This is a genomic window from Streptomyces resistomycificus (assembly GCF_001514265.1).
Classification (GTDB): Bacteria; Actinomycetota; Actinomycetes; order Streptomycetales; family Streptomycetaceae; genus Streptomyces; species Streptomyces resistomycificus.
In genome coordinates, this window is the sequence record NZ_KQ948994.1 from 240,275 (window position 1) to 264,756 (window position 24,482).

Below are 24,482 nucleotides of genomic sequence, written 5' to 3' on the forward strand. Positions count from 1 at the left end.
ACCTCGCAATACGTTCCACCGCCTCGCAATGCGAGACGGGTAAGGGTAAGGAGGCCGCGGTGCGAGCCATGGTGCAGACCGATTTCGGCGGGCCCCAGGCCGTGTTCCTGCAGGACGTCCAGGAGCCGGTGTGCGGACCGCGCGATGTCGTCGTCGAGGTCGCGTACTGCGGGCTGAACCGCCTGGACCTGCTGCAGCTCAAGGGACCCGGCCTGATCCCCGGCTTCCGTCTTCCCCACGTGCCGGGCATGGACTTCGCCGGAACGGTGGCGGCGACCGGATCCGCGGTGAGCTCGGTGGTGCCCGGTGACCGGGTCACAGTCGACCCCACCCAGGGCTGCGGCAGCTGCCCGCGCTGCGCGGTGGGTGATCGCGCGTACTGCGTCAGACCGCGGATTCTCGGCGGCAACGCCCCTGGCGCGCTGGCCGAATACGTGCTGGCGTCCGCGGAGTCGGTTGTTCAGGTCCCCGATTCCGTGCCCCTCAGCGCGGCCGTCACCCTGCCCACCGCCTTTGCGACGGCCTGGCACGCGGTGCACACCGTCGGGTCACTCGCCGCCGGCGAGACCCTCGTCGTGCACGCGGGCGCCAGCTCGGTCAGCCTGGCGGCCATCGCGCTGGCCAAGCGAGCCGGCGCCTCGGTCGTCGCCTTCGCCGGAAGCGACGCGAAGCGGGCCGCGGCCCGGGCGGCAGGCGCGGACCTGGTGCTGCGCAACGAGGACCCGGACGCGGTGAAAACGGTGTCGGTCTTCACCGACGGAGCAGGGGCGGACCTGGTCCTGGACCACGTCGGCACCGACACCTGGCGTACCTCACTGGACTGCCTCGGCATCCGGGGGCGTCTGCTGCTGATGGGCAACACCAGCGGCGACCAGGTGTCGTTCTCGCTCCAGGAGGTCTTCCACCGGGGCCTGAAACTGCTGGGCACCGGCGGCTACAGCTCCGCCGACTTCGTCGCCGCCACGTCAGCCTGCTTCGCGGGCGGTCTGCGTCTGCCCACCGCCGCCCGGTTCCCGCTCGAGGATCTGGCCGACGCCTGGGCCGTACTCGCGGCCCGCGACACCATCGGCAAGGTCGTGATCAAGCCATGACCGATCTCCTGATCGTGGGCGGCGACGTCGTCACCATGGACCCCGCTCGGCGAGTCCTCACCCGAACGACGGTCGCCGTGTCCGGGACCAGCATCGCCGCGCTGGGCACGGCCGAGGACCTGCGCGCCCGCTTCCCGGGCGCGCGGGAGATCGACGCGTCGGGCTGTGTCGTGATCCCGGGTCTGGTCGACGCCCACCAGCACACGACCGTCGATCCCCTCGTGCGCAGCATGATTCCGGACGACATCGGCTCGCAGGAGTCGATCTTCGACTGGATCGTCCCGCTGCACGCCCACGCCGACGGCGACGACGACGAACTGGCCGCGACCATCACCGCGGTGGAGTGTCTGTCCCGGGGCATCACCACGGTGCTGGAGCCGGGCACAGTGGCCTACCCGGAACGCGTCGCGGCGGGGCTCGGCGCCGCGGGTGTCCGCGCGCGCGTCGGGGGCTGGGGCTGGGACGCCGAGAACGTGCCGTTCGGCGCGCCCGTCGACGAGGTACTCGCCCGGCAGGAGGACATCGTCCGGTCCCTGCCGGCCACCGGGCCGGTCACCGGGTGGGTGACGCTCGTGGGCCACGACCTCGCGAGCGACGAGCTCTTCGCCGGAGCGGCGAGTCTGGCCGAACGGCTCGACGTCCAACTGACCTGGCACATCTCGCCGGGGCCCGCCGACATCGAGGCGTACGCGCTGCGCTGCGGGCGCCGGCCGGTGGTCCACTTCCGCGAGCTGGGAGTGCTCGGCCCGCGCCTGCTGCTGGGCCACGCCGTGTGGCTCGACGACACGGAGGTGGACGCGATCCTCGAGACCGATACCGCGGTCGCCGCCTGCCCGGGGGCCTACCTGCGTCTCGCCCAGGGCTACACACGAGCCTCCCGCCACGCCGAACTGGTGCGGCGCGGCGGGAGGGTCGCACTGGGCTGCGACGCACACAACGCCGGCGACGCCCCGGACGTCCTCCTGGCGGCCTACCTGTTCGCCGGCCTGGAACGCGACCGGGATCTGCCCGATCCCGTCCGAGCCGAGCAGGCGTTCGCCCTCGCGACGATCGACGGCGCCCGGGCGATCGGCCTCGGCGACCGGATCGGCTCCCTCGAGGTGGGCAAGGCTGCCGACCTCGTCGTACTCGACACCGCCGACCCCGCCTGGATGCCCCGGGGCGACCTCGCCCGCCAACTCGTGTGGGGCCACGTGTCGCGGACCGTCCGTGACGTTCTGGTCGACGGCCGCGTGGTCGTCCGCGACCGGCGACCGACCGGCGTCGACCTCGCGGCCGTGGCCGCGGCCGCCGCCGAGCGGTCAGCCGCCCTGCTGCGGCGCGCCGGCATCACGCCCCGCCCCACCTGGCCGACGGAACCGGCGGCCAGCCGATAGAGGAGACCCGCCGTTGAACGTCTTCGACACGTCCGGGATTTCGCCGGCGAAGAAGGGCCTGCTGCCGCAACCGGCGGCACCACCGCCGACCGCGATGATCACCACGCTCGATCCGGAACGCCTGATCACCATGCTGGGCCCGGACGCGTGATCACCACTCTCGACCTGGTTGCGTGATCATCACGCTCCACCCGGACGCGGGAGGCGACGCCGTACCGCACGGCTCCCGCACCCCGGTCAGCGCCGACGCGCCGCCGACCGCGGCCACCGCCGGGGCCGAGCGGCACCACACCCCCGAGCCGAAGAACGCCTGCCCGACACCGAACGCACCGGCCGGTCCTTCGCGCACGTCACGATCGCCGAGCACGCCGACCACATCGAGGCGGCGCCCCGCGATCACGCCCGCGACACCGGCGAGAGGCGCACAGCGGACCGGCGACCGGCGCCCTCGTAGCCCGCCGCCAGACCATCGGCTGCTGACAGTCCCGCAAACCCGGAGCGTCGCCCGCACGAGGCGGCGCCGACCACCATCTGCTTCCCAGGCGTACACGCCCTGCCCGCCGAGGCCGTCCGGATCACCGCCGACGACTCGACCCTCTCCGCCCGCGACCGCATCGACCCCACCCGGGTCCGAGCGGTCAGGCGGCCCCGGTTGCCCGTGGCTCGTCGCCGCGGGTGAGGAGCCCCTCTCCGACCGGGAGCACGTCTCCTGGCGCCGAACACGACCAGGACCCAGACCGTTCAGCCGACCCCGACCCGAACGTCACCCCCGCCCCGGCGGGACGGCGTCACCCAGAAACGGACCACGCACATGACCACAGGAAGAATGCTCCGGCCTCGTCGGGCCGCAGCCGGCCTCGCCCTCGCGGGGGCGCTCGCGCTCTCCGGCTGCGCCAGCAACGCGGCGACAGCGCCCAAGGCGACCACCCAGGCCGGCGGCAGCAGCGGCTCGGGCCTCAGCGAACCCGATGTCAACGGCGATGGCAAGGTCGTCATCGGTGTCCTCAGCCCCGGCGACATCAACGACCACGGCTACTACCAGAGCTTCGTCGACTCGGCGGACGCCTTCGCCAAGGAGAAGGGGTGGACGGTCATCAAGCGGGGCAGTGTGCCCGCGAGTGACGCCCTCACCGCGGCCCGCGCACTGTGCCAGCAGCACGTCGACATGGTCGCGCTCGGCGCGAGTGAACTCAAGACCGCCATCCCCGCCTCAGAGGAGCCGGTCTGCGCCAAGACCGCCTGGTACGTGCCGTCGTCGGCGAACATCGACCAGGCCCCGCGGGTCCTGCTGTCCACCGACGACCCCAACCAGTCGCTGTTCACCGCCGGCTACGCCGCGGGCCTGAAGATGAAGGCCGCCGGCTACACCAAGGCCGGTTTCATCACCGGCGCCAAGGCAGGCTTCAGCGTCGCCGCCGCCAAGGCGTTCCTGGCCGGGATCAGGGAGGTCGTCCCGAAGGCCACCCTGACGAGCACCTACACCGGCGACTTCAACGACTCGGCGAAGGCCAAGGAGGCCACCCAGGCCCAGATCAGTCAGGGCATCAAGGTCATCTACCCCTACCTCGGCGGCGCGACCGACGCGGCGGCACAACTCGCGAACGCCAACGACGCCCTGACCCTCACGCCCGGCACCGACCGGTGCGACTCGACCAGCCCGAAATACGACATCTCGGTGATCTTCAGCCCGGGCGACTACTTCCGCGCCGCGCTGGAGGAGTTCGCCAAGGACAACCTGAAGATGGGCACGACACGCGTGTGGCAGTTGGGTCGCGACCCCTACCCGACCGTCAGGATCTGCGACGCCAAGGGCGACGAGGAGCAGAAGCTCGCGCAGTTCATGAAGGACATCGGCAGCAAGAAGATCAACACCGAGGCCGAGGTCAAGCGCCTCGGCTGACGAGCCGACACGAGGAAGATCAGCGATGACACCGACGACCTCAGCGGTTCCGATACTCGAGCTGCGCGGCATCACAAAGTCCTACGGAACCGTCACGGCCTGCGACGCCGTAGACCTCAGGGTCGACGCCGGCGAGATCCACGGACTCCTGGGCGAGAACGGGGCGGGCAAGTCCAGCCTCATGAAGGTCCTGCTCGGGCTGGTCCGGCGAGACACCGGCACCGTCCTGGTGCGCGGTGAAAGCGTCGCGCTGGACAGCCCGCAGGAAGCGGCAGAGCTGGGCATCGGCATGGTGCACCAGCATTTCAGCCTCATCAACGGGCTGACCGTGTGGGAGAACGTGGCGCTCGGCGACACCGGCAAGGTCAACAAGCAGGCCATCTGCAGCGACATCGCCGAGGTCTGCGCGCGCTACGGACTGCCGATCGACCCCGAGGCGCAGGTCGGGTCGCTCTCGGCCGGCGAGCGGCAGCGGGTCGAGGTGGTGAAATGCCTGCGGCGCGACCCTCAGATCCTGATCCTGGACGAGCCCACCTCGGTGCTGACCCAGGCCGAGTCGCAGGAGTTGTTCGGCGTGCTCGGCCGGGTGGTGCAGGAGGAGGGGCGCGCTGTCATCCTCATCAGCCACAAGCTCGCCGAGATCGCCCAGGCCACGGACCGGGTGACGGTCCTGCGCAAGGGCCGGGTCGCCTTCCGGGCGGCCACCGCCGAGACCACTCCCCAGCTGCTCGCCCAGCAGATGGTGGGCCGTGACGTGTCGCTGGGGGAGGAGGGTGCCGCCCTCGGTCTGCTGCCGGTGCAGAAGGCGCGCACCGGCCAGGCAGGCGACCGCGACCGGCAGCAGCCCGTCCTGCGCCTGGCCGGCCTCACGGTCGAACAAGGGGGCGTCAGGGTCCTCGAAGACGTCGATCTGACCGTGGGCGCGGGCGAGATCGTCGCCCTCTACGGCGTCGAGGGCAACGGGCAGGCGACGCTCGGCGAGATCCTCGCCGGGCTTCTCCCGCCGACCGCCGGCACCGTCGAGGTCGCCGGGAGCACGGTCGACGTGACCCGGCCCGGCGCCCTCGCCAAGGCCGGTCTCGGCATCGTGCCCGAGGACCGGCACCACAGTGGCGTCGTCCTCGACATGAGCGTCGCCGAGAACCTGACCATGAAGTCGCTCGACAAGGTCAGCGGCCGGTTCCTGCTTCGGCGGGGCGTCATGCGCGCCGAGGCCCGTCGCCTCGCGGACGAGTTCAACATCGTCACGTCGTCGCTGGACGCGCCGGTGCGCAGCCTGTCCGGCGGCAACCAGCAGCGGGTCGTACTCGCCCGGGAACTGTCCGGTGACACCCGCGTCCTCGTGGCGGCACAGCCCACCCACGGGCTTGATGTCGGTGCCATCGAGGACATGTACTCCCGGCTGCGCAAGGCGGCCGCCGAAGGCGTCGGAGTGCTGCTCATCTCCACCGAATTCGAGGAAGTCATGGCGCTTGCAACCTGGATCGCGGTGATCTCCTCCGGGCGGATCACCGGAGTCCTGCCCGTCTCGGAGGCGACCTCCGAGCGCCTCGGCATGCTGGTCGGCGGTGAGGCCGCATGAGTGCCGCCTCGCTGTCGGCCCCGGACGAGCTGGGCCGCCGCCTCCTCGACCGGCTCCGACCCGGGAGCGACAGTCGGATGACAGCCGGCCTCACCGTCGTGCTCGTCGCCGTCTCCCTTGGCGCATCCGCGCTGCTGCTCATGCTGACCGGTGCCTCGCCGAGCGCCTCGCTGTCCGCGATCTGGACCGGGTCCCTGGCCAACACCACCGGATGGACGACGACGCTGCTGAACGTGGCGCCCTTGCTGCTGGTCGCGGTCGGCGCGTGCATCTGCTCGTCGGCCGGCACCTTCAACATCGGCCAGGAGGGGCAGGTGCTCGTCGGGGGCCTGGCCGGAGCCTGGGTCGGGCTGCGGCTGGCGATGCCCGGCCCGATGCTGATCGTCGTGGTGCTGATCGCCGCCGCGGTCGGCGGCGGTGCCTGGGCCGCGCTCAGTGCTCTGATGCTCCGCTTCCGCGGTGTCAACGTGCCGGTGAGCACTCTGCTGATGACGTTCCTCGCCATCCAGCTCGTCACGTTCGCGGTCAGCACTCCGTGGGGCCTGCAGGAGAGCACGCAGGGCTCCTCGGGCATCGCCGACGCCCAGTCCAACCCCCTGCCGGTGAACGCCCAGCTGGCCGGCTTCGGCCAGTATCCGTCTCTGCAGCTGAACACGGGCCTGTTCATCGCGCTCGTCGCCGCGGTCGGCGTGGCCCTCGTCCTGAGCCGCAGCCGGTGGGGCTTCCGGGTGCGCATGGTCGGACTGAACCCGCTGACGGCCAAGCACGCCGGTGTCCGGGTGGGCGCGCTCGGCGGGTTCACCCTGGCGCTGTCAGGTGCGTTCGCGGGGCTGGCGGGAGGGCTGCTGCTGGCCAGCCCGGTCAGCACCAACCGGCTGCAGGCCGGGCTCTCGGACAACGTCGGCTGGGACGGCCTGCTCGTCGCGCTCGTCGCGCGGAACCGGCCGCTGGTGGCGATCCCCGTGGCGTTCGTGTTCGCCGTGCTGCGTGCGGGCGGCGACTTCCTCTCGGCCACCGGCGTGCCGTCCTACCTCGTCGACATCGTGAAGGCGTTGCTCGTCCTCGCGTTCGTCGCGCCGCCCGTCCTCGTCGACCTCTTCCGCGGGCGCCGCGGTGCCATGCCGTCGACCGCGCCCGCCGTGTCCGTTGTCCCGACCGAGACGAAGGCAGCCGCATGAGCGTTCTCGACAGCACCACGACCATTCTCGCGAGCGGGGTCCGGCTGACCGTTCCGCTGGCCTTCGCCGCCTGCGGCGAGTACCTGGCCGAGCGGGCCGGCGCGATGAACATCTCCGTCGAGGCGATGATGCTCGGCGCCGCGTTCACCTCGGTCGCCACCGCCAGCGCGACCGGCAGCGCCACCGTGGGCCTGGTGGCCGGCGTCCTGACCGGCCTGGTCCTCGGCTTCGTGCACGGCAACCTCTCCCACCGGGCGCAGATCAACACCTTCGTCGTCGGACTCGTGCTGAACTCGCTGGTGCTCGGGCTCACGAGCTACCTGATCACGACGGACCAGTTCGCCTCGCACCAGGTCGGAGTGCTGTCGATCCCGCTGCTGCAGGACATCCCACTCATCGGCAAGCCGTTGTTCTCCGAACGCTGGCCCGCGTACCTGCTGATCCTCTTGGTGCCGCTCACCTGGTGGCTGGTGGAGCGCAGCCGCTGGGGCCTGGAGCTGCGGGCGGTGGGGGAGAACCCCCAGGCCGCCGACGTCACCGGCATCAAGGTGAACGCGCGGCGCCGACAGGCCCTGCTGTGGTGCGGGGCACTGGCCGGTCTCGGCGGCGCCTACCTCGCGGTCGGCGAGGTCGGATCGTTCAACCAGAACATGACCGCCGGGCGCGGATACATCGTCATCGCCGCGGTGATCTTCGGGGCGTGGCGGCTCGGCCGGACCCTGCTCGGCTGCCTGGTGTTCGGCCTGTCAGACGCGATGCGCCTGGCGCTCCCCGCGCTCGGTGTCACCCTCAACGCCCAGCTGCTCGTCGCCGCGCCGTATCTGCTCGCGCTCCTCGCCATGCTGCTGTTCACCACCCAGCACCGAGAACCCGCCGCGCTCGGCCGGCCCTTCCAGCGCGGGTCGACGTGACGGCCGGGACCCGGCGGGCGCGACCACCGACGCGCGAGGCCGGTATCCGCCGTGGGCGCGCGTCCCCGGACCCACCGGCGGCGCGGCACCGCGGTCGCGCGGGGCCGGTGTCCCCGGCGTACGCGTTGTGTCCGCAGCACATCGACCCGCGGACGCGTGCACACCTAGGCTCGAAGAAATCCCACCCACTCATGATGGAGGTACCGTGGCCACCGGTCTCACCTCGGCCCGCTGGACTCACCTCGCGCTGCCGACCGGCGATCTCGACAAGGCGATCGCGTTCTACACCACCCTGACCCCGCTGGTCGTGGTCGAACGGTTCAAGGACGCCGACGGCGAGAGCGTCTGGCTCTCCAACGACCAGCAGGCCGAGACGCCGTTCGTACTCGTCCTGGTGTCGTTCAACAAGGACAAGGGCGCCCAGCTGGGCCTGCTGCACCCGTTCGCACACATCGGCATCGAGGTGCCGGCACGCGAGGACGTCGACGCGCTCGCGGACCAGGCGCGCGAGCTGGGCTGCCTGCACTGGGAGCCCCGACAGATGCCCGATCCCATCGGCTACATCTGCGCCCTGAAGGATCCCGACGGCAACGTCGTCGAGATCTCCCACGACCAGCGCGTGTTCGACTCGGTCCGCAAGAAGTGGGGGACGCGCTGAAGGACACCCGCGCGGCGGTCGAGGCGTACCTCGCCGCGTTGAACGCGCACGACGCCGACGCCGTGGCCGCCTGCGTGGCCGAGGACTTCGTCAACGAACACACCTCGTCGCTGGGACGCAGCCGCAGTGGCCGCGCCGAGTACCGCGCGGCGCTGACCGGGTTCCTGGAGGACTTCGGGGACCTGCACTACCTGCCCGAGCGCTTCCTCGTCGACGGTGAGTCGGCCGCGGTGCCGTACGTCATGACGTTCCGGATGCGCTCGGCGGGCGACCGCCCCGTACGGGTGCGCGGGGTCTTCGTGTTCACCGTCGCCCACGGCCTCATCACGCGCCGCACAGACTACTGGGACAGCGGCGAGGTACAGCGGCAGCTCGCCTGACGCCCCGCCCCGCTGCCCGGAGCCGGCCTCCCCGACACCCCGTCCGCCCTTGCGCGGACGGGGTGTCGACGTATGCCCCCTCCCGGAGTTCGTATCACTGTGCATGATGCCGTCTCGCATTGCTTGACATGATGTCGTCTCGCACTGAAAGATGCCGTCATGCAAGTGGTAACGACACAGGCCGGCCTGGGCCGGATCGAGGGCGGGACCATCGCCCTGCTGGACACGGCTTTTCCGCACGTCGGCGCGGTCCTCGCGCAGGAGCACTCACTGCGGGGCCTCGCGTCCTGCGCGGTGCGCGAGCGAGTCCCGTTCGACGAGACCACGCTCACGGCGCCCCTGGGCCGTCCCGGCGCGGTGTGGGGCGTGGGCCTCAACTACGTCTCGAAGGCCGCCCGAACCGGCCGGGGACTGCCCGAGCAGCCCATCCTGTACCTGGCCGCGTCATCCGGCGTGTTGGCACCCGGTGCGCCGGTGGTGATCCCGCAGTCCGTGACCGAACCCGACTACGAGGGGGAGATCGCGGTCGTCGTCGGGCACCGGCTCTACCAGGCGTCCGAGGCGCAGGTGTGGCCGGCCGTCGCAGGCATCACCGCCGCCAACGACATGACGGCACGTGACGTCATGCGCGCCACGGCCGCGCCCGCCCTCGCCAAGAGCTATCCGGGGTTCACGCCCCTCGGCGCGTCGATCCGCACACCCGACGAGCTCGCCGACCGTGACGCGATCCGCGTACGGACCCGGGTCAACGGCGAACTCCTGCAGGACGACACGAGCGCCGGGATGATCTTCCCGATCCCCGAGCTGCTCAGCAGGCTGTCGTGGTTCACCGCGCTCGAACCCGGCGACGTCGTCCTCACCGGAACCCCGGCCGGCACCGGCCAGGACCGCGCGTGCTTCCTCGCCGACGGCGACGAGGTCCGCGTCGAGGTGGACGGCGTGCTGCCTCTCGTCACCCGCGTGGTGCGTCCCGCGTGACGCCACACCGCGCGACCACCCCGTTCACCGAACCGGTCAGCCGACCGCCCTTCACCCTGGGAGCCATACCGATGTCCATATCGTCCGAGTCGCCCTACGACCTCGTCCTGGCCGGCGGAACCGTCATCGACCCGGCGTCGGGCACCAACGCCCGGCTCGACGTGGCGGTCACCGGTGACCGAATCGCCGCGATCGGGGAGGGGCTGGCAGCGAACGCGTCGCGCACGATCGACGTCACCGGTTCCACCGTGCTGCCGGGCCTGGTCGAGGGCCACACCCACATCTTCCAGTATGTCTCCGCCGTCGGCGCCCCGGCCGAGGAGGCCCATCTGCGCCGCGGTGTGGTCGCGGCGGCGGATGCCGGCACGGCCGGCGCCTCGACGTTCGCGGCCTTCCGCAAGCTGGTGGTCGAGGCGAACCCGCTGCGCATCGTCAACTTCCTCAACGTCTCGGTGCTCGGCCTGATCGACTTCAGGTTCGGCGAGCTGCTGAACCCCGACACCCTGGTCCCCGAGGACGCGCTCGCGACCGCCGAAGCCCATCCCGACATCGTGCGCGGCTTCAAGATCCGGCTCTCCGAGGACGTCGTCGGCGAGAACTGGGAGCCGTTGCTGAAGAAGTCCGTGGCGCTGGCCGAACAGGCCGGCCTCCCGCTGATGCTGCACATCGGCGAGACCGCGGAGCCGCTGCCCGTCGTTCTCGACTACCTGCGACCGGGCGACATCGTGGCGCACTGCTACACCGGAAAGCCGCACGGCATTCTCGACGGCGACCGCGTGCAGCCGGCCGTCACCGCGGCCCGCGAGCGCGGGGTGCTGTTCGACTCCGCCCACGGCAAGAGCAACCTCAGCTTCGAGGTGGCCCGCCGGGCCATCGCCGACGGGTTCCTGCCCGACATCCTCAGCTCCGACACGAGTGCGCGCAACTGGCGCGGTCCGGTGTTCGACCTGCTCACCAGCATCTCCAAGCTGGTCGCGCTCGGCGCGCCGCTCGAGGAGTGCGTCAGGCGGGCCACCGTCGCGCCGGCCCGGCTGCTCGGACTCGATGCCGAGGGCTACGGGCGCCTGGAGGTCGGAGGGAGGGCGGACGTCACGGTCGTCACCGAGACCGACGAGGTCACCCTGCCCGACGCCGCGGGCAACACGATCGTCGCCCCGCGCCTGGAGCCGACCGTGGTGCTGCACGGTGGCGCCGAGGTCGACATCGTGCCGTGGCGGGGTCTGCAGTCGGCCTGACACCCCCCACCGTGAGAGAAGGATCCGATGACCGCAGGTGACGTCCATCTGCTGCGGCGCCGGCTGCGCGCGGCCCTGACGGCGGGGGGACCCGCCGTCGGTACGTTCGTCAAGCTGGCGTCGCCCGACGTGGTGGAACTGGCGGCCGCGGCCGGGTTCGCGTTCGTGGTCGTCGACCTCGAACACTCCACCCTCACCGAGCAGCGTGCCGTCGACCTGGTGCGCCACGCGGACGCGTGCGGACTGCCGGCCCTGGTCCGCGTGCCCGAGGTGGACGCCGCCGCCGTCAACCGGCTGCTGGAGGCCGGAGCGGCGGGAATCCAGCTGTCCATGCTCACCCGCCTAGCCCAGGCCGAGGCACTCGTGGCCGCGGCCCGGTTCGCGCCGGCCGGTCGCCGGTCGGTGAGCCTGGCCAACCGGGCCGCCCGGTTCGGTGCGATCCCGCTGGCCGGCTTCCTGCGCGCCGAGCAGGACGACCCGCCGGTGCTGGTCGGCCAGATCGAGACGGCGCGGACGGATCCGCTGCCGGATCTGGTCGCCGCTCTCGACGTGTGCTTCGTCGGCAGCACCGACCTCGCGGTCGACCTGGGCCTGCCGGCGGACCCGAGGGTCCTGCGCGCCGCGGTGGACCGGGTGCGCGACGCCGCCCGCTCCGCGGGGGTGGCGTTCGGTGGTTGGGTGCCGGCCCGCAGTGCAGCGGCCGACCTGGGCCTGAGTGACGCCGACTACCTGGTCGTCGGTTCGGATCTGCAGATGTTGGCGGCCGGCCTGCGAGCGGCCGCCGGAGAGGAAACACCGTGAGCACCCGCAACGCAGCGCTGTTCGGCACCGTCGTCCACTGGGACGAACTGCCGGTCACCCAGGTCAGGCCGGGGGTCCGGCGTCGCGTCTACGCGACGGACGAGGTGATGATCTGCCACCACGAGCTCGAGGTCGGCATGACGCTCAACCCGCACCGGCACGAGGACTTCGACCAACTGGTCCATATCGCCGAGGGGCGTGCCAACTACTACGTGGACGGTGTCGCGCACGACATGCGTGCCGGATCCTTCCTGCTGGTTCCCCGCGGCAGCGAACACTACGTGGAGCCGACCGAGACCCCCTGCGTGAACATCGACTTCTTCGTCCCGCCCCGGGCCGACCTGCTGCCCTGACCCGATATACGGGTCCGCCCCCCACGGGTACACCGCGGGGGGCGGACCCGCGTGCGGGCGCGTGCCCCGCCGTCCGTGACGGTGGCCCGACGTCAGATCATGAAGACGCAAGGATGTCGGCGGGATCGCCCGCCAAGGGAGTCAGGACGGGCCGCCGTCCAGCCACCCGGCCGTCCCTCGGGTGGGCGTCACGACAGACGGCCCACCGCTTCGCGCGGTGAGCCGTCCCGTGTCGCTGCGGCGGAGTCAGCTGCCGTTGGCTCCGTCGTCGGAGGTGCCCAGCCGCTGCGACAACGCGCGGGCAGTCTCCAGCAGGGCCTGGGCCATCTCTGACTTGACGTCGTCGGAGACGGTCGCCGTCGTGCCGACGATCGCGAGCGTGCCGCTGATCTTGTCGCCCTCGAAGATCGGCGCCGCGACGGTACGGACGCCGTTGACGATGGGGGAGTTGACCGACAGACCGTGCTGCCGGATGGCATCCAGCTCCTCGGTGAGCTCCGACTTGCGGACCGAGCGGGGCAGCGTGGGTACCTGCTCCGGGGGCAGGAACGCGAGGAAGACGCGACCCTGCGCCGAGGACGTGAGGCTCAGGCGCGAGCCGACCCGGACGCTGATGCGCACCATGTGATCGGTGTTGTCCACCGAGCGCACCACGGTCGCCGACTCGCCGTCCCAGACCGACAGGACGATCGTCTCGTCGATGCGCCTGACCAGGTCCTCCATGTAGGGCTCGGCGGCGGCGACGATCGGCAGGCCGGCACGCGCGGCCGTGGCGAGTGTGAGCACCTGGGGGCCGAGGGAGTACAGCGAGGTGCGCTCGTCGTACCGCAGCAGGTTCGCTGCCCGCAGCGCCTTCGTGTAGCGGTGCGCTGTCGCCTTGCTCGCCCCGAGTCGCGCGGTGATCTCGTTGAGGCTCATGTGGGGCTTGCCGACCGTGAACGAGCCGAGGATCAGCGCCGCACGCTGCACCGTCTGAATGGTCGGTGCGGTCCTCTCCTGGCCATCCTGCTCGCCGGTTCCGCGCTCCGCCTTCGTGGGCATGAAATCCTCGCTCCTGTTCGTCCGTGCTCGTCAAAGTAAGACATTAAATGAAACGCCGTATCGAGTGAAGTAATGGTAAGGGGGAGCGCAATCTGGTGCGCAGCGTTTCGAGGCGCTCATCGCCCGCGAACCGGGGCGGTCGCGGCCGGCGGCCGCGGAAGGGCCACCGTTCGCCGCGCCGCCCCGTGTGGATATGTCATGCATCGGAGGAGTGGCCCGGCGTGATCGAGCATGCCGGGTCGAGCAGGGCGGCGATGTGGTTGACGGCCAGGGCCGCTTCGCCGAAGCCGATGGAGATGAGGCTGACCTTGCCGTCGTAGTCGGCGATGTCGCCGGCCGCGAAGACGCGCTCCCGGCTGGTGCGCATCGTGGGGTCCACCAGGATGCGCCGGCGGCGCAGTCGCAGTCCCCACTGCTCGATCGGGCCGAGATCGGCGATGAAGCCGAGTGCGGCGACGACGGATTGGGCGGGCAGAACGATCCGGCCGCCGTCCGTGCTCGCGACCGCCACCTCCGACACCGACCCGTCACCGGAGATCTTCTCGACCTCGTAGGGCGTCAGGACCCGCACGGAGGATGCGTGCACCTGCTCGACGCTGCGTTCGTGGGCCCGGAACCGCGTACGCCGGTGCACCAGCGTCACCGACGCGGCGATCGGCTCCAGCGACAGCGCCCAGTCCAGTGCCGAGTCCCCACCGCCGACCACCACGACGTCCTGTCCGGAGAGCTCGTCCAGTCGCGGCACGAAGTACCGCAGCCCCCGGCCCAGGTACTCGGAGCCCACCGGCAGTTCGCGGGGGATGAAGTTGCCGATCCCGCCGCAGACGAGGACCGCGCGCGCGGTGATCCGCGCGCCGGCGTCGGTGACGGCGAGGATGCCCTCGCCCGTGTCGTCCAGCCGGACGACCCCGTGCCCGAGCAGGTAGGTGGGCTCCCACCGCCCGGCCTGCTCGGCCAGCCGGTCCACCAGGTCCTGACCGCGCACGGCGGGGAAGCCGGCCACGTCGTAGATGAGCTTCTCGGGATACAGCGCCGCGATCTGGCCGCCCACCTCGGGCAGCGCGTCGGCGACCGCGACGCTCAGGCCGCGGAAACCGGCGTAGTACGCGCCGTACAGTCCCGTGGGGCCCGCTCCGATGACGAGCAGGTCGACGGAGACCTCGGGGCCGACGCCCGCGGTCGGAAGGCCCGTCACGCGCCCACCTCCGGGTGGTCGTGGCCGACCTGGCCGACCTTGCGCGCCCCGCCGGGGGATCCGAGCGGCTGGGCTCCGAGGGTGAAGAACTCGGCGTTGACGCGCTCGAAGTGCTTGCTCTCCTCCGGCAGGTCCTCGTGGTGGAAGATCGAGATCTGCGGGCAGACGGGTTCGCAGCGCCCGCACTCGACACATTCGTCGGGCTGGATGTAGAGCATCCGGTCGCCCTCGTAGATGCAGTCGGCCGGGCACTCCTCCATGCATGACTTGTCCATGACGTCGATGCAGGCCTGAGTGATGACGTACGGCACGAGCTTTTGCCCTTCACACGGTCGCACAGCATGCGAGACGGTGTATTTCAATGTGGAATGCGATGATGGCCGCGTCGGGCCGAGGTGTCAACAGTTGGGCACATGCTTGACAGTGCCGGATGCGCGGGGGACTCTAATGCGACATACGAGATGGCGTCTCACAGCACGCCACTCGGGTCGGGACTTGTGAGAGGCAAACTCCCCATGGGAAGCAACCCCCGGACCGTCTCAGCACCGATGATCATCGAGGACTGGGACCAGCTCACCTTCCGGGTCAACCGAGAGGCCTACCGCAGCGCGGAGGTCTTCACCCGGGAACGCGGCTGGGTGTGGATGCACACCTGGCTCTACCTCGGGCACGAGACCGAGATCCCCAACCCCAACGACTTCAAGGTCCGCACCCTCGGCGGTCGGCCACTGATCTTCTGCCGGGACAGCGCCGGCGAGGTGCACGCGTTCCTGAATTCCTGTCCGCACCGCGGCACCGTGCTGTGCCGTGAGAGTGAGGGCTCGACCAGGCTCTTCCAGTGCTTCTACCACGCCTGGACGTTCCGCAACAACGGCGAGGTCGCCGCGATCCCCGACGCCGGGGCCTACGAGTCGAGCGACCAGTTCCGGGAGTCGATGGGGCTGCGCGGCGTGCCGCGCCTGGAGATCCACGAAGGATTCGTCTTCGTCTCCTTCGACCCCGACGTGCCGCCGCTGCTCGACTACCTCGGCGACGCGGCCGACTACATGACCATGATCCAGGAGCAGCACCTCGGCGGCATGACCACGCTGCCCGGCACGCAGCTCTACAGCGTGCGCGGCAACTGGAAACTCGCCGTCGAGAACGCCATGGACGGGTACCACTTCGCGCCGACGCACAACACGTTCGTGGGCTACCTGCGGGAGAGCGGCTACGCCGTCACCGACGACGACCAGTACGCCTACAACCTCGGCAACGGCCACGGGCTACTGGTCCTGACCGGCCACGGCGGGCGGATCAGCATGGTCTGGGAGCCGCGCTTCGGCGAGGACGAGCGAGTGCGCACCGAGCAGCACCGAGCGGAGATGACACAGCGGCTGGGGGAGAAACGCGCCCGGTTCGTGGCCGACGAGAGCCACATCCTGTTCGTGTTCCCGAATCTGCTGCTGTTCGACATCGAGGGCCTGTCCATCCGGCAGCTGGAGCCGGTGGCGCCCGACCAGACCGATGTGCGTGCCTGGCAGCTGGTCCCGCGCGAGGAGGACCCGGACACGCGCGCCCTGCGCATGAAGACGGTCGTCAGCTTCGTCGGCCCGGGCGGCCTCGCCACGCCGGACGACATCGAGGCGTACGAGGCGGTCCAACGCGGCATCCAGGCCACGGCGGGCGCCGGCGCACCCGAGCTGGACTACAGCGACATGTCCCGCGGCATGGCCGACGAGGCCAAGGGTGTGCAGGGCAGATCGATCGACGAGGGCGCGATGCGGGGCTTCTGGCGGCAATGGGTGGAAGCCACGGGGCTCGACGACGGCCTCCAGATCCAGGGCGAGCGACCGGCGGCCTTCGTGACGGGGAGGGACGTGCGATGACGACGATCGGCAACCGCGCCTCGGTGCAGTGTGCGGGACGCACCGTCACCCGGCCGGAGGTGGAGGACTTCCTCTACACCGAGGCGGACATCCTCGATCACTGGGACTACGACGGCTGGCTGGCCCTCTTCGAGCCCGGCGCCCGCTACGAGATCCCGACCACCGACCACCGCCCCGGCTGGTCCCCGCACGAGACCGGATCGTTCGTCGACGACGACTGGGACCTGCTGAACGCGCGGGTCAAACGCCTGAAGTCCCGCAAGGCGCACGCCGAGAACCCGCACTCGCGCACGCACCGGCTGGTGTCCAACGTGCGGCTGTCCGCGCACACGGAGGACTCCTTCCGGGTGGCGGCGTCCTTCGTGGTGCACCGCGCCCGCGACGGGCGCTTCGACGCCTACGTCGGGTGGTACGACCACCTGCTGGTGCCGGCCGAGGACGGACTCCGCTTCCGGCTGCGGCGCTCGGTCCTCGGCCACGAGTCGCTCGCGGCGGGCGCCCGACTCAGCTTCATCCTCTAGTCGGCGGCGGAAGGTGACCCCGATGATCCGACACACCCTGTCCTTCCGTTTCGCCGACGGAGTCGACCAGGCCACACGCGAGTCCGTGCTGGCCGAGCTGCGTACGTTCCCCGACCGGTACCCCGCCATGCGCGGCTTCGTCCTCGGCGAGAACGTCTCCACCCGCGACCAGACCTTCACCCACACCATGGCCGTCGACTTCGACAGCCAGGACGATCTGCTGGCCTATCTGGGCAGCGAGTCCCACGAGAGCTTCGTGCGCACCCGCTGGCGCCCGGTCATCGACCGGCAGGCCATCACCTCGTTCGAGTACACCGAGCGTCTGTCGCTCGCTGCAGGAAGGACATCCCCCGTGAGCACACGCCCGCACGGGCCGTACGGCATGGAGTACGCCCGGATCGAGGTTCCGGACATGCAGGCCGCGATCGACTTCCTGCAGTACCACGTCGGGCTGCAACTGGAGCAGCGCACCGACGAGTACGCCTACCTGCGTGCCGACATCGAGCACCACGCGATCGAGCTGATCAACGCGCCCGAGCGTACCGACGGGTGGACGACGGCCGTCGGCTACAGCGTGGAGAGCGAGGACGTACTCGAGCAGCTGCGCAAGAGCGTCGCCGACGCCGGCCTCGAGATTCTGGACCTCCAGGAGCGGCAGCAGGCGCTGTGCGACAACGGCTTCGCGGTGAAGGACCCCAACGGCCTCATCGTCGAGCTGTTCACCGAGTTCCAGGAGTACGCCGAGCCGCCGCACATCGAGATCCGGCCGCTGGACCTCGTGCACCCCTTCATCGCCACCGTGAAGTACGACGAGTCGCTGGACTTCTACCAGAGGGTCCTGAAGTTCCTGCCCTCGGACTACGTCGTCGGCTCCACCACGTTTCTCCGCGGCGAGGACCGCTACCACCACAGCCTCGCGATCCAGAAGAACACCGAGCACTACGTCGCGCACCTGTGCTTCGCGATGAAGAGCCTCGACCACGTCATGCGGATGCGCGCCCGCGCGCTGTACAAGGGTGCGCCGATCGCCTCCGACATCGTCAACCACTCGGCGTCGACGTCGATCGCGTTCTACATGCACGACACGCGCTTCGGCCCGCGCTACGAGCTGTGCGACCGGCATCGGGTGTTCACGCCGGAGGAGCACGAGACGCACCGGCCCCGCAGGATGCCGGCCGACCCGCGCAACATCGACGTGTGGCGCCCGGCGTCCGACGACTGGGGACGTTTTTGAGACAGCAGCTGCTTGACGTCCTGCACCTGCTCGACGAGACCCCTTCCCCGCGGGGCGGGGAGCGGGCGGCGGCCCACCGGTTGCGCGCTTGGTGCGCGGACCGGTGGCCGCGGGTCGAGTGGGAGGTGCTGGAGCACGGCCCGGCGGGCGGCAGTCTGATCGCCGCACACGGGGCCGGGCCGCTGCTGTACTCCCACCTCGACACGTCGCTTGACGACGGTGACGCGCCCAACCGGCTCGTCACCGGCGACCCCGCGCCGGTCGGTCCGCTCACCGTGGACGACGACGTGGTGACCGGCTTCGGTCTCGGCGTCGCCCGCGGCCCGGCGGCCGCCGCGCTGGTCGCCTTCGCCGAGGCGGGAGCCGGGCGGCTGCTGCTCGCCGGCTCAGGAACGCACCGCCGCTCCAGCCACGTCACCGGCCTGGAGGCCTATGCCGACGCGTACCCGCTGCCGCGGTCGGCGATCGTGGCCAAGTGCGGTCCGCCCACGTTGCTGTGGCACGAGCCGGGCGCGTTCTACCTGACCGTCCGGGTGACCGGTCGTTCCGGGGCCGCGATGGTGGCGGAGTCCGCCACGCCGACCGGGGGAGTGGTCGCCCAGGCCGGCGTCGTGCTGGCGGAGTTGGCCCGCTGGCGCACGGACTACCTGGCCTCCGACCCGCGGGTGGGGCAGACCGGGCGGGCGTGCGGCATCGGCGCGATCAGCGGGGGATGGCCGGACAAGCCGGATCTGCTGCCGGCCCAGCTGCGGATCGATCTGTACGTCGTCGCCGGTGACCGGGTGGAGCCGGCCGCGCTGGCGGCCGAGCTGGCCGGCCGGCTGCGGGCGCGGTGCGCGGAGTCGGCGCTGCGGGACTGCGCGGTCGACGTGGAGGCCGAGCCGGTCGCGACAGCCGCGGCCACGTCGGCCCACGCCCCGGTGGTGACAACCGCCCGGGCGGCCTGGCGCCACCAGTTCGGCGCGCAGCCCCCGCCGATCACCGGCTGGACGGGATCCACCGACGGCGTCGCACTGCGCGCCCGAGGCGTCGACACCGTGCGCCTCGGCCCGCAGGCGAGGCCGGCCGCCGACGATCCGCGCCGCGACGAACTGTCGCTGGCGCAGCTGACGGCCTACGCGGGCATCTACCGCAGGCTGTTGAGCGACCTGCCGGCGTAGCGCCGCAGATCCCGGTGCCGCCCGTGCCGCCCGTGCCGAGCGCGGCCGGGCGCGCACCGCAGTGACTCCGGTTCCGGTTCCGGCTCCGGGGCCACCCTTCAGACGAACCAATCCGAACTCGTCGAGTTCGATCAGCGCAGGACGCATGCGCCCTGCAGAAAAGTGGGCAGGCGAATGGACAAGGTGGTCGCCTCCGCGGCCGACGCGGTCGCGGACGTCCCCGACGGGGCGTCCCTCGCTGTCGGCGGCTTCGGGCTCAGCGGAGTTCCGGGGGCCCTGATCCAGGCCCTGCACGAAGCCCGCGTCACAGGGCTCGACGTCGTCTCCAACAACTGCGGGGCGATGGAAGCCGGCCTCGCCGTGCTGCTCGCCGCGGGCCGGATATCCCGGGTCACCGGCAGCTATATCGGCGGCAACAAGGAGTTCGCCCGCCAGTACCTGGGCGGCGAGATCGAGCTGGAGCTGATCCCGCAGGGAACCCTCGCCGAGAGGCTGCGTGCGGGAGGCTGCGGCATCCCGGCCTTCTACACGCCGGCCGGGGTGGGCACCCAGGTCGCCGACGGCGGCCTGCCCTGGCGCTACGACGGCCAGGGCGGCGTCGCGGTCGCCTCACCGGCCAAGGAGGTCCGTGAGTTCGACGGCGCCGCGTACGTCCTGGAGCGCGGGATCACCACCGACTTCGCCCTGGTGCGCGCGGCGAGGGGCGACCGGCACGGAAACCTCGTGTTCAACAAGTCCGCGCGCAACTTCAACCCCCTCGCCGCCATGGCGGGCCGCATCACGATCGCGGAGGTGGAGGAGCTGGTGGAACCGGGCGCGATCGACCCCGACCAAGTCCACCTGCCGGGCATCTTCGTCCAGCGGGTGGTCGCCCTCAGCCCTGAGCAGGCCGCCGACAAGAAGATCGAGAACGTCACGGTGACGTCTGGGGAGGTGCGGGCCTGATGGCTTGGACACGCGATGAGATGGCCGCCCGCGCGGCCCGTGAACTGCGCGACGGTGAGTACGTCAACCTCGGCATCGGGCTGCCGACACTGATCCCCAATCATCTGCCCGAAGGTGTCCACGTCGTACTGGAGTCGGAGAACGGCATCCTCGGCACCGGCCGCTTCCCGTACGAGGACGAGGTCGACCCGGACCTGATCAACGCGGGCAAGGAGACCGTCACCGTCCTGCCGGGCGCGGCTTTCTTCGACTCCGCCCTGTCGTTCGGCATGATCCGCGGCGGCCACATCGACGCAGCCGTGCTCGGCGCCATGCAGGTCTCCGCGAGGGGCGACCTCGCCAACTGGGCGATCCCCGGGAAAATGGTGACCGGTATCGGCGGAGCCATGGACCTCGTGCACGGCGCCCGTCGGGTGATCGTCACCATGACCCACACCGCCAAGGACGGCACGCCGAAGATCGTGGAGCAGTGCGACCTGCCACTCACCGGAAAGGGCTGCGTGGAGCGGATCATCACCGACCTCGGGGTCCTGGACGTCACGGACGACGGCCTGCTCCTCGTCGAGACCGCCCCCGGTGTCACCGCCGCGGAGATCACCGCCAGGACGGCGGCGAAGGTCCTCATCCCCGAAACGTGAACCAGGCCGACACCAAGGCCAACAGCGCGTCGGCGTCACCGCACGGTGACGCCGGCTTTCGGCTTTCCGGTGATGCCCCGCGACGGCACCTGATCCAGTGATCCGATGTGCCCGGTGCCGCGCGCAAGGAGGACGTCAGACAACCGCCGCAGCCCGGTGTCTTCATGGCTGCGGCGGTTGCGAGAGTTCTTTCCCTGCCGGCTGTCACCCAGAGGGTGCGGCGTCACACCCCCCAGTCGTCGTTGACGGTGACGGCGTCGGCGATGCGGAACCGGCCGCCGGGCACCAACGGGGTGGTGGGCTCACCCATTTCGACGACGTGCTTGCCGAATTCCGGGGCCAGCGGGCGGCCGACGTCGCGCTTGAGCCACAGCCGCAGCAGGTGCCGTCGGCGCTCCGGCTCCGTGTGGTCGACGTAGCTGGTACGCGAGTGCAGGGCGGCGTAGTTGAGGAGCCACTGCACATCCCCCGGCTGGAAATCCATGTCGATCGGCAGGCCAGGCTCCTGCGAGATCTCGTCGAAGAGGGCGATCGCGGCAGCCTGGTCGGGCGTCAGCTGGGGAACGCCGGGGTACTCCTGGGCGCTGAAGATCATCGAGCTGCCGGCGTAGGTGCTGAAGACGCCGTCGACGTAGCTGATGATCGGTGAGGTGTACGTCAGCTCCGGGGAGTCGGGGTCCTGGCGCCGCCAGTCCCAGTGGTAGGTGTCGAAGAGCCGCGGCGCGAGGTCCGGCCGACGGCTCAGCATCTCGTTGTAGATCGTGGTGCCGCTGACCAGGCTCGACGCTCCGCCCTCCTTCGCGCCGCGCAGGCACATGAGGGCGACGACGTCGGAGCTGTCCGAGTGGAACGGCAGCCGGTCCCGCACGCGGGAGGGCAGTGCGCCCTCGTCGGACAGCGTCTTGTTCGACGTGGCGATCACGTGGTCGAGCAGGTCGCCCCTCTGGTTCTGCCCGATCGGCTGGCCGAGGTGAAGGCCCATGATGAAGAAGACGGCCGCGGCCATGGCGTCGCCGTACTCCTCGGTGCGCAGTCCACGCACCAGGACGAAGCCCCGGCCGGCGTCCATCTGCCGCGCGCACTCGTCGTTGAGAGCCCGGCAGGCCTCGAACGGGTAGTCGGCGGCGGTGACGGTGCGCAGGTCGGGGTCGTCGGCGACGAAGCGCCGTCCCAGGTCCTCCAGCTCGGTGCGCTCGGCGTCGCTGAGGACGTAGATCCAGGCGGTTGAGTTCGACAGCACGTCGCCGCGCCAGGCGGAGGGCCCGGAAATCTGCTGATGGGGGGCGGTGGTGGTCATGGTGATGCACTCCTCGCGAGTGTGGTGGAAAGGCCTGCCGGCGATGACACGGCGGACGGCGAATGGCTCGTTGCGGCGGCGCGGTGTCGCGCTGCGACGCAGGCGCTCAGAAGGGAGTCTGAGGTTCGCCGACAGCCGTGCCGGGGCGCAGTCCTTCCCGGGGCGGGGAGTACCTGAGCGGTTCGTCGTAGGTCCGGCGGCCAGCGCACGACACGAGCAAGACGCCGATCAGGGCGACTGGCTTCATGCGGGTCCCGTCCTTTCAAGAAGTGTCTCCACCATAGGGAGGCTCGAAGTGCGAGTCAATGGGCGAGACGGCATCTTGTAATGCAGTACGTGTACGAGGGTTGCTCTTACCAGGAGGAGAACGCCAGCGGACGCACGCAGTCGGCGACCGAGGTCAGGATCTCGGTGCAGGTCAGGTTCAGGGGGTGCGGCGTCGACTCGGACTCGCTCCACTCGCGACCGTCCGAGGTGGCTCCGCACGCACTCGCCAGGGCGGCCAGTGCGACGGAGCGATCTGACGCACCACCCAGGGACCGGACCGCGGCGTCCCGCCGCTCTCCACGGACGTCGTATCGACGAGCCGCCCCGGTCGGCAACGGCAACCGCCTCGGCGCGCGAACAAGGACACCGTCAGTGATCAGGCCGACGGTCAGACGCTTGTGCGCGCCGCCGCTCAGCGCCCTGACCCACTCCGATGTCCTGCGCCGTCTGCGAGACGACCGGATCCGCGCGAGCACATCGCGGAGCTCTGGGTCACGCGGCTCCGCACCCTGGACGGCGACGACGTATCCGTCGACGGTGCGGATGAAGCCGTCCAGGGCGAGCTCCATCAGCATCGCCGCGCTCAGACCGAAGTCGAGGCCGGTGCGATAGCCGGGAACCCGGCCTTGTCCGTCCAGGTAGACGGCCAGCATGAAGTCACCGGTGAGGCTCGAGGTGGGATCAGTGTTCATCCAGTTCTCCCCAGTACCGAACTCCGGCTTCGGTGCCTGGGTCCTTCCGGACCGGGTGGCCGCAGGCTCGAAGAGTGTTCGCAGCACTATGAACGACCCAGGGCCTCTGGTCAATGCGAGACGCCGTCATGACATGCAGAACGCGACTGGTGTCGACACCGACTGCAGGTGGGGCTCGCCCAAAGGAGCCGGAGGTGGAGTTGGGGCGCGGGCGGCACCGTCATCGGACCTGTTCGGCAGGCTCGGCGATCAGCGCCGTACCGATCTTGCGGAAGCCGAGCCTGGCGTAGATCCGCGCGACGTCGTCGTCACCTGCCGACAGGAAGACGGTTTCCGCTCCCCGCGACCGGGCGTCGGCCACCAGAGCCGCGGTGACCGCCAGTGCGAGACCGCGACGGCGGGCCGCGGGAAGCGTTCCGACGCCCACGATCTCGCTGACTCCCGCAAGCGGTTGGTGCTGGCCCGCGGACAGTGCCGAACCGTGCTCGACCGCCGCGGCCACCACCGTCAGACCTGCCCGGATACGCGCGATCACGCGTTGGACCGATCCGTCGCCGCCACGGGCCTCGACCGCTTCCGCCAGTTGCGGTTCCCCCGCGAGGCCGACGTGGGTTCCCGGTTCGGCGAAGGCGAGGTGAGGAACGGCCAGTGCGCTGGGCAGCACCGGATCGTCCGCGTCCACGATCCGCACCGATACGCCGCCGGACCACTCCTCCGCGAGCGCTGCCGGAGTGCGCGGATCGAGCACCATCAGCGGATGTTCGTGGACCACGAGCCCCGACTCCTCGACTGCTGCCCGCAGCGTGGGCGTGGTCTCGGCGACCCATTCGAAACTCTCCGGGATCCCCAGCTCCCGCTGGCGGGCACGGACCTTGTGCACGTCTGCGGGAGCTGGGGATCCGGACCGCCCCCGCGCGGGACGTGCGTAGAACGGCCAGCCCTGGCCTTCCCGCACGAACAAGGTGAGCGGCCCATGGTCCTCGACACGGGCGCTGTGGCGTGGGACCGCGTCGTAGTACTCCTCGAGCAGGTCCAGCAAGGCCCGCTCCGGATGATCGGCAAGATAGGTAGAGGTCACGCCGGGCATCCAAGCAACCGGCATCAGGCAACGCCACCGTATTTCGGAGCCCGTGCGTCGCCCTCGCCGAGGTCGGCAGGTCGGCCGTGGCCGGTGATTCTCC

The 24,482-nt window shown here is 70.7% G+C and carries 25 protein-coding genes; 19 read left to right on the forward strand and 6 right to left on the reverse strand.

From position 1 onward, the window contains the following. The first annotated feature begins 68 nt into the window (after positions 1–68). The 13 genes from AQJ84_RS23980 to AQJ84_RS24040 all read left to right on the forward strand — a co-directional run bounded on the left by AQJ84_RS23980 (position 69) and on the right by AQJ84_RS24040 (position 12,443). Positions 69–1,091 carry an alcohol dehydrogenase catalytic domain-containing protein gene (locus AQJ84_RS23980; RefSeq protein WP_051869509.1) on the forward strand — a complete coding sequence of 341 codons (1,023 nt, stop codon included), beginning with the start codon at positions 69–71 and terminating at the stop codon, positions 1,089–1,091. Continuing rightward, positions 1,088–2,467, forward strand: coding sequence for an amidohydrolase family protein (locus AQJ84_RS23985; protein WP_053191032.1), 1,380 nt, complete (start codon positions 1,088–1,090; stop codon positions 2,465–2,467). Before AQJ84_RS23980 ends, AQJ84_RS23985 begins: the two co-directional genes overlap by 4 nt. A 13-nt stretch (positions 2,468–2,480) precedes the next feature. After that, on the forward strand, positions 2,481–2,618 hold the full coding sequence (locus AQJ84_RS43150; protein WP_157874945.1) for a hypothetical protein: 138 nt from the start codon (positions 2,481–2,483) through the stop codon (positions 2,616–2,618). Positions 2,619–3,278: 660 nt separating this feature from the next. Beyond that, the gene (locus AQJ84_RS23995; protein WP_030037961.1) at positions 3,279–4,367 is read left to right on the forward strand and encodes a BMP family ABC transporter substrate-binding protein; all 1,089 of its coding nucleotides are present in this window, start codon (positions 3,279–3,281) and stop codon (positions 4,365–4,367) included. 25 nt (positions 4,368–4,392) lie between these two features. Next, positions 4,393–5,949 (forward strand): ABC transporter ATP-binding protein, encoded by a 1,557-nt coding sequence (locus AQJ84_RS24000; protein WP_030037960.1) that lies wholly within the window; start codon positions 4,393–4,395, stop codon positions 5,947–5,949. Continuing rightward, entirely contained in the window at positions 5,946–7,127 is a 1,182-nt protein-coding gene (locus AQJ84_RS24005) for an ABC transporter permease (protein WP_063753035.1), read from the forward strand. The genes AQJ84_RS24000 and AQJ84_RS24005 overlap by 4 nt, the downstream gene beginning before the upstream one ends. Continuing rightward, the gene (locus AQJ84_RS24010; protein WP_030037958.1) at positions 7,124–8,038 is read left to right on the forward strand and encodes an ABC transporter permease; all 915 of its coding nucleotides are present in this window, start codon (positions 7,124–7,126) and stop codon (positions 8,036–8,038) included. The genes AQJ84_RS24005 and AQJ84_RS24010 overlap by 4 nt, the downstream gene beginning before the upstream one ends. Before the next feature lie 205 nt (positions 8,039–8,243). Then, a complete protein-coding gene (locus tag AQJ84_RS24015) occupies positions 8,244–8,696 on the forward strand; it encodes a VOC family protein (protein WP_037802045.1) in 453 nt (150 codons plus the stop codon). Beyond that, positions 8,681–9,076, forward strand: coding sequence for a nuclear transport factor 2 family protein (locus tag AQJ84_RS24020; RefSeq protein WP_053191034.1), 396 nt, complete (start codon positions 8,681–8,683; stop codon positions 9,074–9,076). The genes AQJ84_RS24015 and AQJ84_RS24020 overlap by 16 nt, the downstream gene beginning before the upstream one ends. A gap of 159 nt (positions 9,077–9,235) precedes the next feature. Continuing rightward, a complete protein-coding gene (locus AQJ84_RS24025; RefSeq protein ID WP_051869504.1) occupies positions 9,236–10,054 on the forward strand; it encodes a fumarylacetoacetate hydrolase family protein in 819 nt (272 codons plus the stop codon). Positions 10,055–10,125: 71 nt separating this feature from the next. After that, positions 10,126–11,289, forward strand: coding sequence for an amidohydrolase family protein (locus AQJ84_RS24030; protein ID WP_157874946.1), 1,164 nt, complete (start codon positions 10,126–10,128; stop codon positions 11,287–11,289). Positions 11,290–11,316: 27 nt separating this feature from the next. Continuing rightward, positions 11,317–12,090, forward strand: coding sequence for an aldolase/citrate lyase family protein (locus AQJ84_RS24035; RefSeq protein WP_053191037.1), 774 nt, complete (start codon positions 11,317–11,319; stop codon positions 12,088–12,090). Next, the gene (locus AQJ84_RS24040; protein ID WP_030037951.1) at positions 12,087–12,443 is read left to right on the forward strand and encodes a cupin domain-containing protein; all 357 of its coding nucleotides are present in this window, start codon (positions 12,087–12,089) and stop codon (positions 12,441–12,443) included. Before AQJ84_RS24035 ends, AQJ84_RS24040 begins: the two co-directional genes overlap by 4 nt. 246 nt (positions 12,444–12,689) lie before the next feature. Here AQJ84_RS24040 and AQJ84_RS24045 read toward each other — a convergent pair whose 3' ends face one another. The 3 genes from AQJ84_RS24045 to fdxA form a co-directional block, all read right to left on the reverse strand. Continuing rightward, positions 12,690–13,484: an IclR family transcriptional regulator gene (locus AQJ84_RS24045; protein WP_030037950.1), complete on the reverse strand. Its 795-nt coding sequence runs from the start codon at positions 13,482–13,484 to the stop codon at positions 12,690–12,692. 196 nt (positions 13,485–13,680) lie between these two features. Next, a complete protein-coding gene (locus AQJ84_RS24050) occupies positions 13,681–14,679 on the reverse strand; it encodes an NAD(P)/FAD-dependent oxidoreductase (protein WP_051869500.1) in 999 nt (332 codons plus the stop codon). Next, positions 14,676–14,990: a ferredoxin gene (gene fdxA / locus AQJ84_RS24055; protein ID WP_030037948.1), complete on the reverse strand. Its 315-nt coding sequence runs from the start codon at positions 14,988–14,990 to the stop codon at positions 14,676–14,678. The genes AQJ84_RS24050 and fdxA overlap by 4 nt, the downstream gene beginning before the upstream one ends. Positions 14,991–15,194: 204 nt before the next feature. Between fdxA and AQJ84_RS24060 the strand changes: the two genes are divergently transcribed. From AQJ84_RS24060 to AQJ84_RS24085, 6 genes are all read left to right on the forward strand, one after another. Beyond that, on the forward strand, positions 15,195–16,547 hold the full coding sequence (locus tag AQJ84_RS24060) for an aromatic ring-hydroxylating oxygenase subunit alpha (protein WP_159042797.1): 1,353 nt from the start codon (positions 15,195–15,197) through the stop codon (positions 16,545–16,547). Next, entirely contained in the window at positions 16,544–17,068 is a 525-nt protein-coding gene (locus AQJ84_RS24065) for an aromatic-ring-hydroxylating dioxygenase subunit beta (RefSeq protein WP_030037946.1), read from the forward strand. Before AQJ84_RS24060 ends, AQJ84_RS24065 begins: the two co-directional genes overlap by 4 nt. 22 nt (positions 17,069–17,090) lie before the next feature. Further along, positions 17,091–18,302: a Dabb family protein gene (locus AQJ84_RS24070; RefSeq protein ID WP_030037945.1), complete on the forward strand. Its 1,212-nt coding sequence runs from the start codon at positions 17,091–17,093 to the stop codon at positions 18,300–18,302. Further along, entirely contained in the window at positions 18,299–19,462 is a 1,164-nt protein-coding gene (locus AQJ84_RS24075) for a zinc-binding metallopeptidase family protein (RefSeq protein WP_059198866.1), read from the forward strand. Before AQJ84_RS24070 ends, AQJ84_RS24075 begins: the two co-directional genes overlap by 4 nt. A gap of 174 nt (positions 19,463–19,636) precedes the next feature. Continuing rightward, positions 19,637–20,407 (forward strand): CoA transferase subunit A, encoded by a 771-nt coding sequence (locus tag AQJ84_RS24080; protein WP_030037942.1) that lies wholly within the window; start codon positions 19,637–19,639, stop codon positions 20,405–20,407. Beyond that, positions 20,407–21,045, forward strand: a complete 639-nt coding sequence (locus AQJ84_RS24085) for a CoA transferase subunit B (RefSeq protein ID WP_030037941.1) — start codon at positions 20,407–20,409, stop codon at positions 21,043–21,045. Before AQJ84_RS24080 ends, AQJ84_RS24085 begins: the two co-directional genes overlap by 1 nt. A gap of 223 nt (positions 21,046–21,268) precedes the next feature. On the opposite strand, the gene AQJ84_RS24090 is transcribed toward AQJ84_RS24085, so the two are convergent. From AQJ84_RS24090 to AQJ84_RS24100, 3 genes are all read right to left on the reverse strand, one after another. Continuing rightward, the gene (locus AQJ84_RS24090) at positions 21,269–22,342 is read right to left on the reverse strand and encodes a TauD/TfdA family dioxygenase (RefSeq protein ID WP_030037940.1); all 1,074 of its coding nucleotides are present in this window, start codon (positions 22,340–22,342) and stop codon (positions 21,269–21,271) included. A 353-nt stretch (positions 22,343–22,695) separates the two neighbouring features. After that, positions 22,696–23,301 carry a GOLPH3/VPS74 family protein gene (locus AQJ84_RS24095; RefSeq protein ID WP_030037939.1) on the reverse strand — a complete coding sequence of 202 codons (606 nt, stop codon included), beginning with the start codon at positions 23,299–23,301 and terminating at the stop codon, positions 22,696–22,698. Between the two features lie 220 nt (positions 23,302–23,521). After that, entirely contained in the window at positions 23,522–24,388 is an 867-nt protein-coding gene (locus AQJ84_RS24100; RefSeq protein WP_030037938.1) for a GNAT family N-acetyltransferase, read from the reverse strand. Between the last annotated feature and the right edge of the window lie 94 nt (positions 24,389–24,482).

Coding starts and splice junctions, on each gene's coding strand:
- AQJ84_RS24085 (WP_030037941.1), top strand. CDS start 20,407: ATGGCTTGGACACGCGATGAGATGGCCGCCCGCGCGGCCCGTGAACTG.
- AQJ84_RS24095 (WP_030037939.1), bottom strand. CDS start 23,301: ATGAACACTGATCCCACCTCGAGCCTCACCGGTGACTTCATGCTGGCC.
- AQJ84_RS24005 (WP_063753035.1), top strand. CDS start 5,946: ATGAGTGCCGCCTCGCTGTCGGCCCCGGACGAGCTGGGCCGCCGCCTC.
- AQJ84_RS24065 (WP_030037946.1), top strand. CDS start 16,544: ATGACGACGATCGGCAACCGCGCCTCGGTGCAGTGTGCGGGACGCACC.
- AQJ84_RS24000 (WP_030037960.1), top strand. CDS start 4,393: ATGACACCGACGACCTCAGCGGTTCCGATACTCGAGCTGCGCGGCATC.
- AQJ84_RS24100 (WP_030037938.1), bottom strand. CDS start 24,388: ATGCCCGGCGTGACCTCTACCTATCTTGCCGATCATCCGGAGCGGGCC.
- AQJ84_RS24035 (WP_053191037.1), top strand. CDS start 11,317: ATGACCGCAGGTGACGTCCATCTGCTGCGGCGCCGGCTGCGCGCGGCC.
- AQJ84_RS24045 (WP_030037950.1), bottom strand. CDS start 13,484: ATGCCCACGAAGGCGGAGCGCGGAACCGGCGAGCAGGATGGCCAGGAG.
- AQJ84_RS24080 (WP_030037942.1), top strand. CDS start 19,637: ATGGACAAGGTGGTCGCCTCCGCGGCCGACGCGGTCGCGGACGTCCCC.
- AQJ84_RS24025 (WP_051869504.1), top strand. CDS start 9,236: ATGCAAGTGGTAACGACACAGGCCGGCCTGGGCCGGATCGAGGGCGGG.
- AQJ84_RS23985 (WP_053191032.1), top strand. CDS start 1,088: ATGACCGATCTCCTGATCGTGGGCGGCGACGTCGTCACCATGGACCCC.
- AQJ84_RS24030 (WP_157874946.1), top strand. CDS start 10,126: ATGTCCATATCGTCCGAGTCGCCCTACGACCTCGTCCTGGCCGGCGGA.
- AQJ84_RS24010 (WP_030037958.1), top strand. CDS start 7,124: ATGAGCGTTCTCGACAGCACCACGACCATTCTCGCGAGCGGGGTCCGG.
- AQJ84_RS24070 (WP_030037945.1), top strand. CDS start 17,091: ATGATCCGACACACCCTGTCCTTCCGTTTCGCCGACGGAGTCGACCAG.
- AQJ84_RS24090 (WP_030037940.1), bottom strand. CDS start 22,342: ATGACCACCACCGCCCCCCATCAGCAGATTTCCGGGCCCTCCGCCTGG.
- AQJ84_RS23995 (WP_030037961.1), top strand. CDS start 3,279: ATGACCACAGGAAGAATGCTCCGGCCTCGTCGGGCCGCAGCCGGCCTC.
- AQJ84_RS24060 (WP_159042797.1), top strand. CDS start 15,195: ATGGGAAGCAACCCCCGGACCGTCTCAGCACCGATGATCATCGAGGAC.
- AQJ84_RS23980 (WP_051869509.1), top strand. CDS start 69: ATGGTGCAGACCGATTTCGGCGGGCCCCAGGCCGTGTTCCTGCAGGAC.